The sequence below is a fragment of the Robertmurraya siralis genome, assembly GCF_005502275.1.
Lineage (GTDB): Bacteria > Bacillota > Bacilli > Bacillales > Cytobacillaceae > Robertmurraya > Robertmurraya siralis.
Genome location: NZ_SWLZ01000012.1, coordinates 46,474 through 63,620 on the forward strand (window position 1 = coordinate 46,474; position 17,147 = coordinate 63,620).

A 17,147-nucleotide genomic window follows, 5' to 3' on the forward strand; every position below is an offset into this window, starting at 1 on the left:
AATTCCTTTGATTTTGCTAGATTAGAAACATAAATATCAAGATGATGCATCAACCCTGTTGCCATATGTTTATCCACTCCTATTCATTTATTTATGTGTATTACTTGAACAGGGTATGAAACCGTGTTAATATGATTGTAAACTTTCATATGAACACTAGGGGAGTCTTTTTTGGGGACTGAGATTGAGCAAGATGTTCTAAACCCTTTGAACCTGATCCGGTTAAAGCTGGCGTAGGGAAGTGGTTATGTTGTTTCATTTAGAGAGGCAGCCTCCACTTTTGTGGAGGTTTTTTGTATATAAATATATGAAACTTTTATTAATTGAACAAGATTGAACTGAATAATTTCATTTTCTGCTAGGGGCGCCTTATGGCTGAGAAGTACCCTTTGAACCTGATCTAGTTCGTACTAGCGTAGGGAAGTAGGTAATGGTGCATGACACTCTCATGCCTTACCGCTTTCCATAAATCTGGAAAGCGGTTTTTTATTTATATACAAACATACTCAAACCTGATTATTAAAGGAGGAAAATAAGGTGGAGATAAGCAAAGCAAGTAAATTTACGGAGCGACTTTATGAAAACGTGCAGCCAATATGGGAAAAAATCCATAGTCATCCGTTTGTACAGCAATTGGGAGATGGTACACTCCCTCGTGAAAAATTCGCGCATTATATGAAACAGGACTATGTGTATTTAATCGACTATGCGAAGCTTTTTGCCGCTGCCGTAACAAAAGCACGTGATCTGGAAACAATGGATAAGTTATCTAAAGTATTACATGAAACCCTTCATTTTGAAATGGAACTTCATCGTCAATACGCTGCTGAGTTTGGCATCTCCCGTGAGGAGCTGGAAGCTACAAAGCCAACACCAATCAATCTTGCCTATACTCGTTACATGCTAAATGCTGCACAAAACGGAACATTGGCTGAGGTCGTTTCATGTTTATTACCATGTGCTTGGGATTATTGGGAAATTGGGAAACTTTTACGCAAACAATATGGAGAACGTATTACTTCAAATCCATATGCTAAATGGATTGATACATATGATTCTGAAACGTTTGCAGAAGGCGCAAAATGGTTGATTAAACTTATGGATGAATTGACTGAAGGACTGCCGGAGCGTGAGCTTGCTTTATTGGAGGAACATTTCCAAATTACATCCAAATACGAATACTTATTTTGGGACATGAATTATTATGAACACGATTGGCCCATTTAGACGAGGATAAGACGATGACACTTTTGCTCAAAAATGTTACTTACACATTTCCAAAAAAAGAATATCCAGTTATTGACAAACTGTATTTAACCGTTCAACAGGGTGAGTTTGTTTCGTTAATTGGAAAAAGCGGTACGGGAAAAAGTACCATTCTTAAGTTGATCACAGGCTTGTTAACAGCGGATGAAGGTGAAATTTCCCTTTATAAAAAGCCTGTCACCCTAGGTGACGTTGGTTATATGCCGCAAAAGGATCTGCTATTTCCGTGGAGAACGATTCTTGACAATATCATGATTGGTGCTGAAATTCAGAAAGAAATAAAGCTTTCAAAAGAAGATGCTCGCAGTTGGTTAAAAAAAGTAGGCTTAAAAGATTACGAGCAAGCTTATCCTAATCAGCTTTCTGGTGGAATGAGACAGCGTGTAGCTTTCCTGCGCACACTGCTAACAGAAAAAGATGTGCTCCTACTTGATGAACCCTTTGGCGCATTAGATTCAATTACAAAAAAAGAAATGCAAGCTTGGCTTTTATCAATTTGGCAGGAACTTGATAAAACAATTATCTTTATTACACATGATCTTGAAGAAGCATGTTATCTCTCGGACCGGATTATTTTATTGAAAGATGACAGAACGATCGAGGAAACGACTGTTCCTTTGCCACGGCCGCGCTATCAAGAAATGCTTCATTCGCAAATTTTGCTCGAGTTGCGAAAAGAATTGGAGAAAAAGATTTAACATGAAAAACCTCCTAAAGCAATACAGTTTATTTATCGTCTTTGTCGTTTTAATAATGGTCTTGGTTGAATATTTGGTGCGCAGTAAAATCGTCCCTGCCTTTATTATTCCTGCGCCAACAAGCGTTGCAAACCATATTGTTGAACAGTGGAGACCTCTTATATTTGAACATTTAAAGGCTACGATGTCCGAGTTCTCCATTGGTTTTATCATTGCTGTAACAGCTGGAGTAGGTCTTGCAGTAAGCATGTATTTCTCGAAAACAATTGAAAAAATGCTCTACCCTGCTGTCTTGATTTCGCAGATGATACCGATCATCGCCCTCTCTCCCATATTTGTTTTATGGTTTGGTTACTCAATTTGGAGCAAAGTAGCGGTGACGGTATTAATGTCTTTCTTCCCTATTGTTGTTGCAACATATGATGGCTTAAAGTCGTGTGATAAAGACTATATTGAATTGTTACGATCAATGGGCGCAAACAAACGGCAAATCTTTATGAAATTAAATATTCCAATGGCACTTCCCTCCTTTTTTTCTGGCTTGAAAATTGCGATTGTCTACTCTCTTGTTGGAGCAACCATTGGTGAATGGCTCGGAGCAAGTGAAGGACTTGGCTATTATAGTCGAAGAATGTCAGGAGATTTAAATGCAAGTGGCGTATTTGCATCCATCGTCATTTTAACTGTTGTTGGGATTATTCTTTTTGCCCTTGCATCATTACTAGAAAAGAGAACATTACGTTGGAAAAACAGATTATAAACTTTGGAGTTGAAATTAAATGAAAAAAAGGATTATGTTCAGTTTTATATTTATTTTAACGATACTCATTGGCTGTTCAAACACTAAATCTACTAGCAATGATCTAGAAGAAATAAGCATTATGCTCGATTGGTATCCAAACGCAGTTCATTCTGCAATCTATATGGCAGAAGAAAAAAGATATTTTGAAGAGGAAGGCTTAAAGGTAAAGGTGGAAATGCCTGCAGATACAAATGATCCACTTAAGCTCGCGGCAACAGGTAAAGTTGATTTAGCCATTAGTTATCAAACCCAGTTATTAATGTCTAGAGCTGAAGATATTCCAGTTGTTTCAATTGCTGCCCTTGTTCGTCACTCATTAGATGGAATTATGTATTTAAAAGATAATGGCATTGAATCACCGAAAGACTTAGTGGGGAAAAATGTTGGCTACCCTTCTTCTTCCGTAAGTGAAGCGATTTTAAAGACTATGGTAGAACATGATGGTGGTGATGCTAACGATGTAAAACTAACGGATGTCGGTTGGGATCTTATGCCTTCGTTAGCAACCAAAAATGTTGATGCATTAGTTGGAGCTTATGTAAATCACGAACTTGTGCTCCTTGAAAAAGAAGGTTATGACGTAGACATGTTTCCTTTAACGGATTATGGGGTTCCTGATAATTACGAGCTTATTCTTGTAACCGGTGAAGATACTTTAGAAAAGAAAGAAGAAGTATTGTTGAAGTTTTGGCAGGCTCTTACAAAGGGACAAGAAGACGTCAAAAATAATCCAGAAGAAGGATTGGAAGTGCTATTTAACAATGAGAATGACAGCTTTCCACTTGATCGAGATGTTGAAACGGAAAGCTTAAACGTTCTTCTTCCATTAATGGATGACCCCTCTCACCCATTCGGTTATCAAGAGGAAAAAGTTTGGAAAGATGTTGCAGCATGGCTTCACCAGACAGGTATTTTAAAAGAAGAAGTTGATGCAAAAAGTGCTTTTAAAAACATCATATCCAATTAGAGAGGATAAAAATCTATGAAAAAAACAAATAAGATGACATTGACGGCATTAATTGCAGCAATTACAACGATTTCAAGCAGCATGATTTACATCCCTGTTGGTTTTGCAAAAATTTTTCCTATCCAGCATTTTGCCAATGTCTTATCGGCGGTTCTTCTAGGACCATGGTATGCCGTGTTACAAGCCTTTATCTCTTCTTCCCTGCGCAATATGCTCGGAACGGGTAGTGTCTTTGCATTCCCTGGAAGTATGATTGGAGCATTGCTGGCTGCCTTTCTGTATCAAAAAACAAAAAAGCTCTCATTTGCGGCATTTGGAGAAGTGGTTGGGACAGGAATGATCGGTGCGATGGCAACATACCCAATCGCCGTACTGTTTCTAGGGCAAGAGGCGACGCTTTTTGGACTTGTTCCCGCCTTTGCGATTAGCTCAATAACAGGAGCACTGATGGGATATGGATTATTAAAAATATTAATAAGAAATAAGGTAATTGGAGGTATGATTCATGAAAACAGCGCTAACAATCGCAGGTTCTGATTCAGGTGGCGGTGCAGGGATTCAAGCTGATTTAAAAGCTTTTTCTGCTAACGGGGTATTCGGAATGTCTGTGATAACCGCTGTAACAGCTCAAAACACACAAGAAGTGCGGTCTGTACAGAACATAGACAACAGGATCATCCGCGAGCAGATTGAAGCTGTCTTTGACGATATTCCTGTCGATGCAGTCAAAATCGGGATGCTTTCATCTCCGGCTACGGTCGAAACAGTCGCCCAGGCTTTGAAAAAATACCAACCTAATCAGATTGTTCTAGACCCTGTGATGGTGTCAAAAGGCGGGCACCATCTTTTACAGGATGAGGCAATCCAATCATTAATTGAGCATATGATTCCCCTGTCAACAATGATTACACCAAATATTCCGGAAGCAGAAGTGCTCGTTAAACGGAAAATAGACACGGAAGAAGATATGCTCACCGCCAGTAAAGCATTATTGGAGCTAGGTGCGAAAATGATTTTATTAAAAGGTGGCCATTTACAGGGTAATCCAAACGATCTCTTTTATGATGGACAATATTTTCACTGGCTTCACGGTGAAAGAATCGAAACAAAAAATACTCATGGAACTGGCTGCACCCTTTCTTCGGCAATTGCTGCCAATTTAGCCAAAGGCCATTCCATGTTCGAAGCAGTTAAATTAGCGAAACAGTATATTTCAATAGCGATTAAGCATAGTCTTGACCTAGGCCACGGGCATGGGCCGACGCATCACTTTTATGAACTTTATGAAAAGGCAAATCTTAAATAAAACGGAGGATGGAATACGTGAACGAAGTAATTAAAGACTTATTTACACAAGTAAAAGAAGTTCAACCTCTCATTCATCATATAACGAATACAGTTACAATTAACGATTGTGCCAATGTAACTTTAGCTATTGGCGGTTCTCCAGTAATGGCGACAAGCGTTGAAGAAGTGGCTGATATGGCTCAACTCGCCCAAGCTCTTGTGATCAATTTTGGAACGATCGACGATGCAATGTATGAAGCGATGATGCTTGCTGGTCAAGCAGCGAACAAAAAAGGCATTCCCATTGTGTTCGATCCTGTTGGCGTTGGGGCAACACCTTTCCGCACTGAGCGTGCGAAAGATTATTTAAACACAGTCAATGTCTCGGTTGTTCGGGGAAATGCATCAGAAGTATTTGCTCTTATCGGAGGCAATGCACACACACGTGGTGTCGATGCCGGTGATATCTCGATCTCCAGTAGAGAACTAGCGCTAGAAGCGGCTCGGAAACTGAATGCGATTGCTGTTATCAGTGGAAAAATCGATTATATTTCGAACGGAACCGATGTCATTGGCATTGATAATGGTGATCTTTTATTAACAAAAATTACAGGGACAGGTTGTACGACAGCCTCTTTAATTGCTGCTTTTGCTGGTGTAAGCACTGATTGGTTTGCCGCTGCAGTTGCAGGTATGTCTACGATGAGCATTGCAGGTGAGCTTGCTAAAAAGCAATTAAAAAAAGATGAAGGGATTGGTACATACCGTATCAAATTATTGGATCAAATTTTCTTAATGGATGGGAATACGTGGGAAGAAGGTGTCCGTTTCGCATGAAAGAACAGTTAAAATTATATCTTGTCACAGAAGAATCCATTCCACTTCCTGAGCTTTTAGCCATTGTCGAAGAAGCGATAAAAGGTGGAGTGACAGCCGTCCAGCTTCGAGAGAAAACGAACTCTGGGAAGTTATTTTTTGAAAAAGCGCTTAAACTGAAGGAACTGACCTCTCACTATAAAGTCCCTCTTTATATCAATGATCGGGTTGATATTGCCCTGGCAGTCGGAGCTGATGGTATTCATGTTGGACAAGAGGATCTCCCTCTTACTTCCATTAAACAAATCATTCCTTCTACTGTTAACGTAGGTGTCTCAGCAGGCTCTGTTGAAGAAGCGATTGCCGCTGAGAAAGATGGAGCAGATTATATTGGCGTTGGCGCCGTATTTCCAACTGCTTCAAAGGATGATGCCAAGGTTTTAGCGGAAGGAGAACTTGAAAAAATCATCCATGCTGTTTCCATTCCGGTTGTCGCCATTGGAGGAATTAAATTAATTAATCTAGAGAGATTAAAAGACTTACCAATCGCTGGTATTGCTATTGTATCAGAAATTATGAAAGCCGATTCTCCTCGAAAAGCAGCCTCCTTATTAAGGGAAAAATTGAATTAAAGTTAAAGACGGAATTTCTTCTAGAAAAGACAATTCCGTCTTTTTTATTTTTTCTCCTTTACATTTTTAGAAATAGGATTAAAATGAATGAGTACTTGAGATTTGGAATTTCAAAAGGAGAAAATAACGTCGTGGAAGAAACCAATAAATATAAAGAACAAACACTGTTTCAGATTACATGGCCACTTTTTATTGAAATCGCGTTACATATGAGTATGGGAATAATCGCTACCTTTATGCTTGGTCACTACTCTGATGACGCGGCGGCAGGTGTCGGAGTCGCCAATCAACTTCTTAACATCTTTATTTTAGTATTTAATGTTACTTCAATAGGTGCGACGATCTTAATTGGACAAAAGATTGGGGCAGGTAAACTGGCCGATGCGAAACAAATGGCTCGTTCTGCCTTTGGAATGAACTTTTGGTTCGGCTTAATGATGGCGCTTATTGTCTTTCTATTTGGAGAGCATTTTTTAAAACTCTTTGATGTACAAGGAAAAATTTATGATTATGGGCTCATTTTTATGCAAATTTGTGGCCTCTCTTTATTCTTCGAATCCCTTGCTCTTGCACTTAGTGCCGTGCTACGCAGCTATGGATATACAAAAGAATCGATGGTTGTTACCATCCTTATGAATATCATTAGTATTGGCGGGAACATTTTTGCTCTTTCCGGATTATTCGGCCTTCCAATCACAGGTGTAGTTGGTGTTTCCTGGGCGATCGTTATCGCTCGAGTAGTTGCCGTGGTCATTTTAGTTTTTCTAGTATATAAAAGGCTTGCTATTTCAATCAAATTCCGTGATATCGTAAAAATTGATCATGTCGATTTTTTTGGTCTCCTTCGAATCGGTCTACCGTCTGCTGGAGAGAATTTGTCCTATCAATTTTCACAGCTCATTATTACAGGGATAGTTGCTTCACTTGGAGCGGCTGCGTTAACAGCAAGGGTCTATATCGTTAATATTTCCATGGTTTGCTTCTTATTTACGATGGCAATTGGAATGGGAACACAGATTTTGGTGTCTAGATATATTGGAGCAAAAGAGTATGACAAAGCTCTTCACCGTGGATTAAGGACATTAAAAATTGCCACTGCTGCATCTTTTATCGTTTCATTGGTGATTGCCTTAGTTGGCTCTCCGATTTTAGGAATGTTTACAGACGACCCAATGATACTAGCGGTCGGAATCCCCGTTCTGTGGGCAATTGTCTTCATTGAACCAGGAAGAGCAATGAATATCGTCCTTATGAACTCATTAAAATCTGCTGGTGATGTCCGTTTTCCCATGATTACTGGAATTGTTTTTATGTGGGGAGTCGCTGTCGTCTTTAGTTATGTTTTTGGAGTTCATCTAGGATTAGGCTTACTCGGAGTTTGGATCGCTCAAGGAATGGACGAATGGATTCGAGGAATTCTCGCCCTTAGGCGCTGGAAAAGCCGCCCTTGGGAAAGGGAGACATGTATGAAAGATGTGCAGGTGAATAAAGGATAAATTAAATATAGATTTAGAGTAAGTCTATAAACTGCATAATGTAAAGGATAGATAAGTATCTATCCTTTTTTTACCATATTCAAGCATCTTGAATCGGAGAACTATACTGGATGGTTATTTTTAAAGGAGTAATGTTAAGTTATTATCCTGTTGAACCCATTTTAAAATGGCACAATCATGAAAGCTCAAATTCTCAATAGCCTCTTTGCCGATTCTATCAGAGCTTGCATTCACATATTTTTCATATTTTTTTAGTGTTTTATCTACAAATCTTTCATTATCCTCACAAAATTTTGTCACAGCGTTGATGACCGAACGAGTTGCCTTGTTTAAAGTAAAGACCCTTATATCAGCTATGTCTGATAAAATTGTTTCTGGTATTTCTTTTTAAGAGCTCTTGATTATAAATAAACCCCTCGTGAAATTGTTCGATAGCCCTCTCTCGATTAAAAGGTTCACATTCGATTTCATCATCTTCAGCAATCTCTTTTTGCAAATGAAGCCATTTTTTTAACTCATTGCTATAAAGTTGTTGAAAATGTTTCAGCCTGCTTATCTTTCTATAAGGACAGATGAAAATCAAAGCTCATACCATTTTTTTTATTCTCCTGCTCTCAATAAAGAGTAAAATTTATTAACGATCTCATCGTTAAACTATAAAAGATGATTCTCTTTTTTGAAAATGGCAAAAAATAGTTTTAAATAAAATATCTTTATGTTATATCAATTTGAGAATAGTAACGCACGGACTTTCCTTGTTTTTTTGCGTACTCAATTTCTTTTCTTGTGCTATTTCCAATGTAGCCATCTACATCAATTACCACAATTTCATCAGAGATATTAATTTTTTCATAATGTATTTTCTCAAATAATCTTACTTGTTCTTGTGTGATTTCAATCCCTTCGCTTTGTTCAAAAAAGCCAAGACTAATCACAATGTTGCCCTGCATTGTAAGATAAGCATTTGTTTTCTCAAATTGCTCTTTAAACTTTGTAGAGCCACATAATGTAATAACTTTCATATAAATATGACCTACCTCCTTTAGGATAATAGTTTGTTCCATTATTCTGCTCTATCGCTTAACTAGCCGTTTGTTATCATTATTTCTCTATCTGACATCTACTTCAATGAACTTTGCCTCTTCACCCCGGAAAATAAATTATCCCGATATGTAATTGCTACTGGAATATTACTTTCCAACATTTCTTGGATTTTCAACATATAAACCTAAAACATACCCACAATGTGAGCAATAAAGTGAAGTCATTGATGATGATTGCCCTCTTGGATTAGTGAAGGAAAACATTTGAACTGACGCATTTCCTGACTGAATAATGCCTTTTTTTAATTGATCGCTATGGCATTTTGGACACACTTTTTCTTCCATGTTCTGGTCGCTCCAATCTCAAAGAATATCAATATAAATTTTTGTTCATCTATACTTACGAACTACCGGTAATTATGTTTCCTTTACTTGCAAAATTTTTACCCTTTTAACTGTACACATTCTCATTATACTTTCTTTATAACGCTGAAGATCACTTAGGCAGTATAATTCCAATTATCACTTTGTAACCTCCGTATTTGATGTGAAGATAATTACCGCACATCCAATCATATTTTCTCAAAGAAAAAATAAAGCATTTTTGTTAGTAGTGCAGGTTAGTTCAATATGAATTTCTTTTACTCTAATACAACCTTGGCCTATCGTACCAGAAGTAGCACGTAATTTTTCGAAAATTTAAAATATGAACCTATCTTATGATAAAATATAGATAAAATTTTGCCAATTAAGTATTACGGAGGTGCATATTTTGAAAGAAATATTTAGAAAATTTGAAGATACTGCGGCTGAGATTTTGAAATTAAATGAGAAATCTGAAGCCGTTCTTTGCGATCCAATTTATGAAGGAAAATGGTCCATAAGAGATATCGTGGGGCATCTTTATTATTGGGACAAATTCATTTTAGAGAAGTTGGTCCCTTTAATGGCGGATGGCGCTGATTTGCCACCGTTTCCTGAACATGACAAGTATAATGCGGAAGCGCTCGCATATTTAAAGAATGATTCAGTAGCAACGATCATAGAGCAATTTATTGAAACTCGAAAACAATTAACCAAACAATTGGCTGCCGTGGATAATGGCATACAATTTACTATTGGTGGAAGGAAAAAGAAGTTTTCAGGAGAAAGCTTTACAAAAATGTTCCTCATGCATGACGAGCACCATTTAAAACAAATCACTGAAAAACTGCATCGTTAAAAGAGGCTCGTGAAATCAAAAAACGCATGGAATCAAATTTGGTTACATGCGTTTTGCTTTCAATTTTTTACCTAATCCCAGCCTCTTTTTTGTACCATGGGGAAACAGCTAAATAAAGCATCAATTTTACTCGTTCACTCGCATTTTTCAATTTACTGCTGCAGTAAATGTTAGACGACTTATGAAGAAGGGGATAAGTTTCCTTTATTTCCTTTTCGTTGTAATAATACCGCCCCAATCACGATGAAACCTTTAAAAGCTTCTCTTAAAAATGGCGGAACACCAAATAGATTTAATAAATTGTTCATGACGGCGATAATAAGCATTCCATATACCGTTCCTAAAATGAAGCCTCTTCCACCGCTCATACTTGTTCCACCGACAACGGCTGCTGCAATGGCATCCATCTCCATTCCTCTACCGGCATTTGAAAAATCCATTGAACCGACACGAGAAACTTGGATAATGGCAGCGATCGAGACAAGCAGTCCCATCAAAGCATAGACGCGTAATTTTATTTTATCAACATTTACACCGGATAACTTTGCCGCTCTTTCATTCGAGCCGACGGCAATGATTTGTCTCCCGAAAGTGGTCCGCTTTGACACAAAATAGAGAATATATGCAATGACAGCCCAATAGATGATTGGCATAATCATGTAGTTTCCTATATTAAAGCTGGCAATCTGTAAAAATTCAGAAGGAAGAGTTGTATTATAGCCTTGCATAAAGTGTTGGGTAACACTCCTGAAAATAAGCATTGCTCCGAGCGTCACGATAAATGGTGGGACATTCCCTTTTGTAATCGTCACTCCAATTAGCGCCCCAAGAAGGTAACCAAATAAAAGCACGAGTACAATCGTCGCAATAAATGCAGGCATACCAGTCATTCCAAGCATTCCCAAGATCCCTTTAGTTCCTGTATCAAGGAGAATCATGGAAAACGCACCTGTTGCCACTAATGTGGAACCGACTGCTAGATCGATTCCACCTGTCATAATGACGAAGGTCATACCTAATGCGATAATACCGATACTTGCATTGTTTCTTAAAATATTAATCCAGTTATTAGTCCATGACTGAAACCAGCTCCCGAACGAATCATAGTCAAAACCTAATACTAATGTTTGCAGTATAATCATGATAATAAGTGCAATAGCTGTACTAAATAACGGTTCATTTGACCATTTATGTTTAAACCAACGAAAGAAATTCAGTTTTTCAACATTCGATGTGCTCATTGAAATGGCCCTCCTCTTCTTCTAGTAATTTCCCACCGGTAGCTAGAGTCATAATTTGATGTTCAGTCATGTCCTGACCCGATAACTCTCCTTGGATCACCCCGTGATACATGACTAAGGCACGATCACAGACTCGGATAATTTCATGGGCTTCACTTGACAATACGACGATGGCAATCTTTTCGTCTGCAAGCTTCAAGATGATATCATAAATATCCTCTTTCGCACCTACATCGACCCCTTGTGTAGGATTATCCAAAATGAGGAGCTGTGGATTTGCAGCCAGCCATTTCGCTAATACCACCTTTTGCTGATTCCCACCTGAAAGGCTGTTAATACTATCTGTTAGTTCGCCCATTTTGATCCGAAGTGTTCTCCGATGACTCTCGAAAACTTCTTTGTGCTTTTCTGCATAAATAATCCCTCTGTTTGCGAATATTGGCCATGTAACAATAGAGGCGTTTTCAATAATATTCATATCCTTAATAATGGCATTTTCTTTGCGATTTCGAGGAAGATACGCGATCCCTTTTTCAATAGCCTGAGTCGTGCTTCTAATTGTTACTTTATCACCATTTAAACATAGTTTTCCTTCTGGAATTCCTTCAGCTCCGAAAATCGTTTGAAAGAGTTCGCTTCGCCCATCACCAAGTAAACCTGTAAAGCCTACGATTTCTCCAGCATGTATCGAAAAATCAATATCTTTAAAAAATGGCTCAGAGGTTAACCCTTCTACTCGCAACACTTCTTCCCCTAACTTTTTCTCTCGTCTCAATGACTCGGTTCTGACATCGTAGCCGACCATATATCGTGCAAGATCATGGGTCGACACATCGGAAATATTGCCGTCCGTTACCAAATTGCCATCACGCAGAACGACAAAACGATCGCAAATCTCCATCACTTCATTCAATTTATGAGAAATAAAAATGATCCCAACTTCATGCTCTTTCATCGTTCTCATCATGGTAAAAACACGTTCTATTTCTTGTTCAGTTAAAGATGTAGTTGGTTCATCCATGATAATGATCGAGGCATTCGCCATCATCGCTTTGCATATTTCCACGATCTGTTTGTAGGAAGCATCTAAGTCATGGACCATCGTCGTCGGGTTTAATTCGAGCTTCATTTTCTGAAACATTCTTGCTGTTTCTTTTTGCATCTTTTCCAGATCAAGAGCGCCACTTTTTGTCTTAAGCTCTCTCCCAAGAAACATATTTTCATAGATTGGCAAGTCATTAATCAGGTTAAGTTCCTGATGGATAAATGCGATCCCCTGTTTTTGCGAATCTGCGGGAGATTGAAAGTTTACTTCGTGATAATTGATAACAATTGAACCAGAATCTTGTTTGAGGACACCGCCGAGAATATTCATTAGTGTTGATTTACCAGCTCCATTTTCCCCCAGTAAAGCACAGATTTCCCCACCTTTTATGGAAAAAGAAACGTCTCTGAGGACTTCGTTGCGACCAAAAGCCTTATTAATATGATTCATTTCAATCCGCATAGTATCACTTCCACACATGGTTTATGTATTAAAAGAGAGGGTTCAGGCACTGCTATCCCTCTCTCATCTAACTTAATAAGGTGAACCTTCGTCTAAAAATTGTTCATAATTATCTCGATCAACAATCGTTGTCGGGATGATCGTCTCTTCTTCTACCGACTCTCCATTTAATACTTTCACCGCAATATCGACAGCATCCTTTACCATCGCAGGACTATAAAGGGCAGACTGAATCCAAATATCTTCATTTTCAGGCATCAGCTTGAAGTATTCCTGCATACCGCCGCCACCAGTAACCACTTGAATGTCTGTGCGACCTGCTTCTCTAATAGCTTGCAAAACACCAATCGACGTCTCATCATCCATCGAATAAACAGCATCAATTTGGCTATTACTTGTTAAAATATCGGCGAAATCCTTCAATCCATCCTCCCTTGTAAATTGGGTAGCATAGGTTAATAAATTCATATCCGGAGCAAGGCTTTCGATCGTTTCAACAAAGCCTTTCTTTCTCAATTCTGAGACGGAACCAGAAGATGGAACTTCTAAAATAACCACATTTCCTTCAGTTCCAATTTTGTCGACAATATAGTTTGCTCCTTGAATTCCCATATCTTCATTGTCACCAGCAACACGATATACCCCATCTACATTTATAGCAATATCAAAATTAATTACTTCAATCCCAGCATCAACTGCCCTTTGAATCGGAACTTCCATCCCTTCCCATTGCGGAAAAGCAACAATCGCTTCTGCTCCCCATGTCATGAGATCATCAAGCTGTGACGTCATTTCTTCAGCGTTCGAACTCGTTTGAATTTGATACTCGATATCATCAGACAATTCCTTTGCTCTTGCTTCAGCATGATAAGCTACGGCAGCAACCCAGCCATGGGTAACGGCAGGCGCAAGAATACCAATTTTGTACTTGTTTTTACTGCTATCATCCCCTCCATCATCTCCAGGATTACTACTGGTTGTCGTATTATTGCATGCGGCTAAAACGGGCACCAATATTAGCACAAATAATGAAAATACCTTTAACGCCTTCTTCATAAAAATTAACCCCCTAAATTTATTAGTAATCTACCTGAGTCGATTTCATAACAATTTAACTATCGTTATGAAAAAGATTCCATTTGTTAAAGCGCTTTCATTCAACTGAGGATAATTGCACTATTTGTTCACTTTCCAGAGATGTTTGAATGGCCTCCATCATTTTCATTGTTGCAAGTACATCGTTTAATGGGATAATATTATTCTCTTCATTGTTTTCAACACAGTTGATAAAGTAAGAAAGTTCATTTTGAAATGCATTCTCTTGAGGAATATCTATAGAAGATTTTTCATTACTCTTGTAGTAGTGGACAGAACTTTGGGTGATTCTCTCGATATTGTTACCAGCCGATAAGCGAAAATCAATCGCAGCATCTTCTCCTTGAATTCGAAAAAACATTGAAAACGGATAAGCTGTCGGCATACGATGTGATGCTTCAACAAATGCCTTCGTGCCATTTTTCAAAATGAGAGTGGTCATAATATGATCCCATGCCCCATTTTCATTTTTCGAGCCGACGGCATATACAGTTTTGATTTCACCAAGAAGATGGCAAATAAAATCTATATCATGAATATGCAAATCATAGAGGGCTCCACCGCTTTTTTCAGGATATTTAAACCAATGGTTCCATTTTGGTACTTGCCCTAATCTTCCCGCATGAATGAATTCAACATGGTTCAGTTTGCCCGTATCATAATACGATTTAATTGCTTTGTATTCGGGCCAAAATCGAAGCACATGGGCGACAAACAATTTCACTTTATTTCGTTGAACTGCCTCTATGATCCTTTCAACCGATTCAACTGTTAATGACAAAGGTTTTTCACAAATAATATCTTTTTTTGCTTCTGCTGCTTTAATGATAAATTCTTCATGTAAAAATGTCGGTAAACAAATATCAATAATGTTAATTTGCGGATCGTTCAAAAGAGCTTCGTACGTTTTCACCAATCGAACCTTTTTCCAGTTAGGTCCATCTATTTTTTGTTCATCGCTCTTGCTAAAGACGGCAGCAACGTTAGCGCTTTCAATTTGTTGATAAGCGTCAAAATGAGTTTTACCAATAAAGCCCCAGCCTACTAATCCGATGTTCTTCATCTTACTCCTCCCAGTTTACTTAGAATGGTAGAAAGATAGTGGAAGGAACGTTGAACGCTATCGTTCACCACTTCAAGGCCACTCGGCCCTTCAGGGGTAAATTCGATTTCCACACTGATCGGTCCCTTATAATTTGCGCGTTCAAGTATCTGGAAAATTCTTAGGAAATTAATATTTCCATCTCCAATAGCAGGGAAATTCCATTCTTGATTAGCGCCGAGTTTATCCTTCAGATGAATAAATTCAACCTCCGCTACTGATGCCTGTAAATCATCGTACGGCTCAATATTTCCATAAAAGAGCACATTTGCTGTGTCATAGTTGATTTTTATTCGCCTAGAAAGCAATTGAACAAGCCTATTTAAAGCAGTTCCAGTGGCGTAATTATTTCCATGTGTTTCGATCACGAGAACCTTGTTCAATCTTTCGCACATCTCAATAACTGGCAGTAGATTACGAATTAATATTTGTTCATCTTCTATGACATCTGAATCGTGATGGGGGTCTCCGGTGGCAGTAATGATATATTTGCACTCAAAAAAATTTGCTAATTCGACATTTTTGAGCACATTAATGATGCCAGCTTCCGTCATCACATTGCTATGAGCTCCTATCCCAACACAGCGCATTTCATATTGATGTAGCAGTTTCTTTATTGCAAGTAATTCTTTTTCCGACATTTCTGGTAAAACATGAGCCGTATGATCTTTTACTGCTGCAAGCTCAATTTGCTTAAATCCAGCTTTAGCAGCCCCTTTAACCGCATCCTCCAATGAAAAGCCGTGGTACGTATTTGAATTAATAGCCAATTGATCTATCATGCGTACCTCCTTTAATTGATGTAATTGATTTCATTATTCGACATTTCCGATATTTCAGTTCTTTTACTAATTTTATAGAGAAGTAAAATCGCTGATTATGTAATCCGTTACATCTATAGTAAAAGAAAATTCTGACTTCGTCAATTCCATTTAAAAAAGACTGATCTTTTTACTTTATGTTAGTATTTTTTCAATGACCCTTAAAGTAGCTATTGCGTCTTCTCCTGTAACTTCTGGTTCTTTATCATGAACAATTGCATCAACAAAGGCATTAATAACCCCACTGTTAGTTTGATTGTCATTCGTCTGAATGGAATCAAATTGATATTTGCACACTTCTCCATCTTTTTTTTCAATAATTAACGGTGCTTTCGGATCATGATAGATTTTTATGATCCCTTTTTGACAATAAATCGCTGTAGAATTATCTTCGGCACCATAATATGTCCAAGAGAAGGAAGCGGTTCCCAGACGTCCTTTTTTTGTTTTTAGCGCACAGACAACGTTGTCGCATACTTCTATTGGCTCCCCATTTTCGTCTACTTTATCTAATGCGCTATGGAAAGCATGGACTTCAGCGATCTCATCGTTCAATAGATAATGAATTAAATCGATTTTATGGATCCCTAAATCGCCTGCAACGCCCGAATAAGAACGAGCTTTCTTAAAGAACCAGGTAGAATTACTTTTATTAACACCCCATGATTCAGGACCTTGGTGACCAAAAGTAGTTGTAAAAGTTAAGACTTCACCCAGTTGCTTGCTGTCAATTAATTCTTTTGCCTTTTTATGAGCCTCAGTAAAGCGTTGGTTATGAGCAACCATTAATTTTTTTCCTGACTTCTTTTGTGCTTCGAGTATTTCTTCAGCATGTTTTATGCTGATTGCCAGCGGTTTTTCACATAAAACGTGCTTATCGTGTAATAATGCTTGAATCGAATGAATATGGTGTACATCATTGGTTGAGCAAACACTGATTGCTGCAATCGTCCGATCTTGATAAAGCTCCTCTACAGACTGAACCGCATGGCCAGCAAATTTTTCGGCTAACGCCATTGCACGCTCCTGATTATGATCAAAGAAAACTAAACGATCAACATAAGGATTTGCTTTATACTCTGGTGCATGGCGATGCTTCGTGATGGAGCCGCAGCCAATAATCCCTACTGAAATCCCCATTCTTTGTAACCT

The 17,147-nt window shown here is 38.3% G+C and carries 19 protein-coding genes and 2 riboswitches; of the genes, 10 read left to right on the top strand and 9 right to left on the bottom strand.

Features of this window, described 5'->3' with window-relative positions:
• Nucleotides 1-148 precede the first annotated feature (148 nt).
• Nucleotides 149-257, top strand: a riboswitch (TPP riboswitch).
• Nucleotides 258-350: 93 nt separating this feature from the next.
• Nucleotides 351-439, top strand: a riboswitch (TPP riboswitch).
• Nucleotides 440-537: 98 nt separating this feature from the next.
• From tenA to FCJ93_RS14470, 9 genes are all read left to right on the top strand, one after another.
• The gene (gene tenA, locus FCJ93_RS14430; RefSeq protein WP_137744004.1) at nucleotides 538-1,227 is read left to right on the top strand and encodes a thiaminase II; all 690 of its coding nucleotides are present in this window, start codon (nucleotides 538-540) and stop codon (nucleotides 1,225-1,227) included.
• Between the two features lie 14 nt (nucleotides 1,228-1,241).
• Nucleotides 1,242-1,964: an ABC transporter ATP-binding protein gene (locus FCJ93_RS14435; RefSeq protein ID WP_137744005.1), complete on the top strand. Its 723-nt coding sequence runs from the start codon at nucleotides 1,242-1,244 to the stop codon at nucleotides 1,962-1,964.
• Nucleotide 1,965: 1 nt separating this feature from the next.
• On the top strand, nucleotides 1,966-2,724 hold the full coding sequence (locus tag FCJ93_RS14440) for an ABC transporter permease (protein WP_137744006.1): 759 nt from the start codon (nucleotides 1,966-1,968) through the stop codon (nucleotides 2,722-2,724).
• 19 nt (nucleotides 2,725-2,743) lie between these two features.
• Nucleotides 2,744-3,733, top strand: a complete 990-nt coding sequence (locus FCJ93_RS14445) for an ABC transporter substrate-binding protein (RefSeq protein WP_137744007.1) — start codon at nucleotides 2,744-2,746, stop codon at nucleotides 3,731-3,733.
• A 15-nt stretch (nucleotides 3,734-3,748) separates the two neighbouring features.
• Complete coding sequence (gene thiW / locus FCJ93_RS14450; RefSeq protein ID WP_137744008.1) at nucleotides 3,749-4,270, top strand: energy coupling factor transporter S component ThiW; 522 nt, start codon at nucleotides 3,749-3,751, stop codon at nucleotides 4,268-4,270.
• Complete coding sequence (gene thiD / locus FCJ93_RS14455; RefSeq protein WP_095313324.1) at nucleotides 4,239-5,039, top strand: bifunctional hydroxymethylpyrimidine kinase/phosphomethylpyrimidine kinase; 801 nt, start codon at nucleotides 4,239-4,241, stop codon at nucleotides 5,037-5,039. The genes thiW and thiD overlap by 32 nt, the downstream gene beginning before the upstream one ends.
• Before the next feature lie 17 nt (nucleotides 5,040-5,056).
• Nucleotides 5,057-5,857, top strand: coding sequence for a hydroxyethylthiazole kinase (gene thiM, locus FCJ93_RS14460; protein ID WP_095313326.1), 801 nt, complete (start codon nucleotides 5,057-5,059; stop codon nucleotides 5,855-5,857).
• Complete coding sequence (gene thiE, locus FCJ93_RS14465) at nucleotides 5,854-6,468, top strand: thiamine phosphate synthase (protein WP_137744009.1); 615 nt, start codon at nucleotides 5,854-5,856, stop codon at nucleotides 6,466-6,468. Before thiM ends, thiE begins: the two co-directional genes overlap by 4 nt.
• Nucleotides 6,469-6,599: 131 nt before the next feature.
• On the top strand, nucleotides 6,600-7,964 hold the full coding sequence (locus FCJ93_RS14470) for an MATE family efflux transporter (RefSeq protein WP_235879491.1): 1,365 nt from the start codon (nucleotides 6,600-6,602) through the stop codon (nucleotides 7,962-7,964).
• Nucleotides 7,965-8,084: 120 nt separating this feature from the next.
• On the opposite strand, the gene FCJ93_RS25910 is transcribed toward FCJ93_RS14470, so the two are convergent.
• From FCJ93_RS25910 to FCJ93_RS14485, 3 genes are all read right to left on the bottom strand, one after another.
• Nucleotides 8,085-8,345 carry a DUF4085 family protein gene (locus tag FCJ93_RS25910; RefSeq protein WP_137744034.1) on the bottom strand — a complete coding sequence of 87 codons (261 nt, stop codon included), beginning with the start codon at nucleotides 8,343-8,345 and terminating at the stop codon, nucleotides 8,085-8,087.
• A gap of 332 nt (nucleotides 8,346-8,677) precedes the next feature.
• Entirely contained in the window at nucleotides 8,678-8,986 is a 309-nt protein-coding gene (locus tag FCJ93_RS14480; RefSeq protein ID WP_095313340.1) for a DUF4406 domain-containing protein, read from the bottom strand.
• 168 nt (nucleotides 8,987-9,154) lie between these two features.
• Nucleotides 9,155-9,352 carry an acetyltransferase gene (locus tag FCJ93_RS14485; protein WP_095313344.1) on the bottom strand — a complete coding sequence of 66 codons (198 nt, stop codon included), beginning with the start codon at nucleotides 9,350-9,352 and terminating at the stop codon, nucleotides 9,155-9,157.
• A gap of 427 nt (nucleotides 9,353-9,779) precedes the next feature.
• Here FCJ93_RS14485 and FCJ93_RS14490 point away from each other — a divergent pair, with 427 nt between their 5' ends.
• Nucleotides 9,780-10,229 (top strand): DinB family protein, encoded by a 450-nt coding sequence (locus FCJ93_RS14490; protein ID WP_095313347.1) that lies wholly within the window; start codon nucleotides 9,780-9,782, stop codon nucleotides 10,227-10,229.
• 179 nt (nucleotides 10,230-10,408) lie between these two features.
• Here FCJ93_RS14490 and FCJ93_RS14495 read toward each other — a convergent pair whose 3' ends face one another.
• The 6 genes from FCJ93_RS14495 to FCJ93_RS14520 all read right to left on the bottom strand — a co-directional run bounded on the left by FCJ93_RS14495 (nucleotide 10,409) and on the right by FCJ93_RS14520 (nucleotide 17,135).
• Nucleotides 10,409-11,470 carry an ABC transporter permease gene (locus tag FCJ93_RS14495; protein ID WP_095313349.1) on the bottom strand — a complete coding sequence of 354 codons (1,062 nt, stop codon included), beginning with the start codon at nucleotides 11,468-11,470 and terminating at the stop codon, nucleotides 10,409-10,411.
• Complete coding sequence (locus FCJ93_RS14500) at nucleotides 11,451-12,977, bottom strand: sugar ABC transporter ATP-binding protein (RefSeq protein ID WP_137744010.1); 1,527 nt, start codon at nucleotides 12,975-12,977, stop codon at nucleotides 11,451-11,453. The genes FCJ93_RS14495 and FCJ93_RS14500 overlap by 20 nt, the downstream gene beginning before the upstream one ends.
• Before the next feature lie 72 nt (nucleotides 12,978-13,049).
• A complete protein-coding gene (locus FCJ93_RS14505) occupies nucleotides 13,050-14,033 on the bottom strand; it encodes an ABC transporter substrate-binding protein (RefSeq protein WP_095313354.1) in 984 nt (327 codons plus the stop codon).
• 97 nt (nucleotides 14,034-14,130) lie between these two features.
• Nucleotides 14,131-15,135 (bottom strand): Gfo/Idh/MocA family protein, encoded by a 1,005-nt coding sequence (locus FCJ93_RS14510; RefSeq protein ID WP_095313356.1) that lies wholly within the window; start codon nucleotides 15,133-15,135, stop codon nucleotides 14,131-14,133.
• The gene (locus FCJ93_RS14515) at nucleotides 15,132-15,956 is read right to left on the bottom strand and encodes a sugar phosphate isomerase/epimerase family protein (protein WP_137744011.1); all 825 of its coding nucleotides are present in this window, start codon (nucleotides 15,954-15,956) and stop codon (nucleotides 15,132-15,134) included. The genes FCJ93_RS14510 and FCJ93_RS14515 overlap by 4 nt, the downstream gene beginning before the upstream one ends.
• Nucleotides 15,957-16,130: 174 nt before the next feature.
• A complete protein-coding gene (locus FCJ93_RS14520; RefSeq protein ID WP_095313361.1) occupies nucleotides 16,131-17,135 on the bottom strand; it encodes a Gfo/Idh/MocA family protein in 1,005 nt (334 codons plus the stop codon).
• Nucleotides 17,136-17,147 lie beyond the last annotated feature (12 nt).

Bases quoted from the DNA above. Each gene is read 5' to 3' on its own strand.
- FCJ93_RS14500 (WP_137744010.1), bottom strand. From the start codon at position 12,977: ATGCGGATTGAAATGAATCATATTAATAAGGCTTTTGGTCGCAACGAA.
- thiE (WP_137744009.1), top strand. From the start codon at position 5,854: ATGAAAGAACAGTTAAAATTATATCTTGTCACAGAAGAATCCATTCCA.
- FCJ93_RS14495 (WP_095313349.1), bottom strand. From the start codon at position 11,470: ATGAGCACATCGAATGTTGAAAAACTGAATTTCTTTCGTTGGTTTAAA.
- FCJ93_RS14445 (WP_137744007.1), top strand. From the start codon at position 2,744: ATGAAAAAAAGGATTATGTTCAGTTTTATATTTATTTTAACGATACTC.
- FCJ93_RS14480 (WP_095313340.1), bottom strand. From the start codon at position 8,986: ATGAAAGTTATTACATTATGTGGCTCTACAAAGTTTAAAGAGCAATTT.
- FCJ93_RS14510 (WP_095313356.1), bottom strand. From the start codon at position 15,135: ATGAAGAACATCGGATTAGTAGGCTGGGGCTTTATTGGTAAAACTCAT.
- thiW (WP_137744008.1), top strand. From the start codon at position 3,749: ATGAAAAAAACAAATAAGATGACATTGACGGCATTAATTGCAGCAATT.
- FCJ93_RS14440 (WP_137744006.1), top strand. From the start codon at position 1,966: ATGAAAAACCTCCTAAAGCAATACAGTTTATTTATCGTCTTTGTCGTT.
- FCJ93_RS14485 (WP_095313344.1), bottom strand. From the start codon at position 9,352: ATGGAAGAAAAAGTGTGTCCAAAATGCCATAGCGATCAATTAAAAAAA.
- FCJ93_RS14505 (WP_095313354.1), bottom strand. From the start codon at position 14,033: ATGAAGAAGGCGTTAAAGGTATTTTCATTATTTGTGCTAATATTGGTG.
- FCJ93_RS14520 (WP_095313361.1), bottom strand. From the start codon at position 17,135: ATGGGGATTTCAGTAGGGATTATTGGCTGCGGCTCCATCACGAAGCAT.
- FCJ93_RS14515 (WP_137744011.1), bottom strand. From the start codon at position 15,956: ATGATAGATCAATTGGCTATTAATTCAAATACGTACCACGGCTTTTCA.
- thiD (WP_095313324.1), top strand. From the start codon at position 4,239: ATGAAAACAGCGCTAACAATCGCAGGTTCTGATTCAGGTGGCGGTGCA.
- FCJ93_RS14435 (WP_137744005.1), top strand. From the start codon at position 1,242: ATGACACTTTTGCTCAAAAATGTTACTTACACATTTCCAAAAAAAGAA.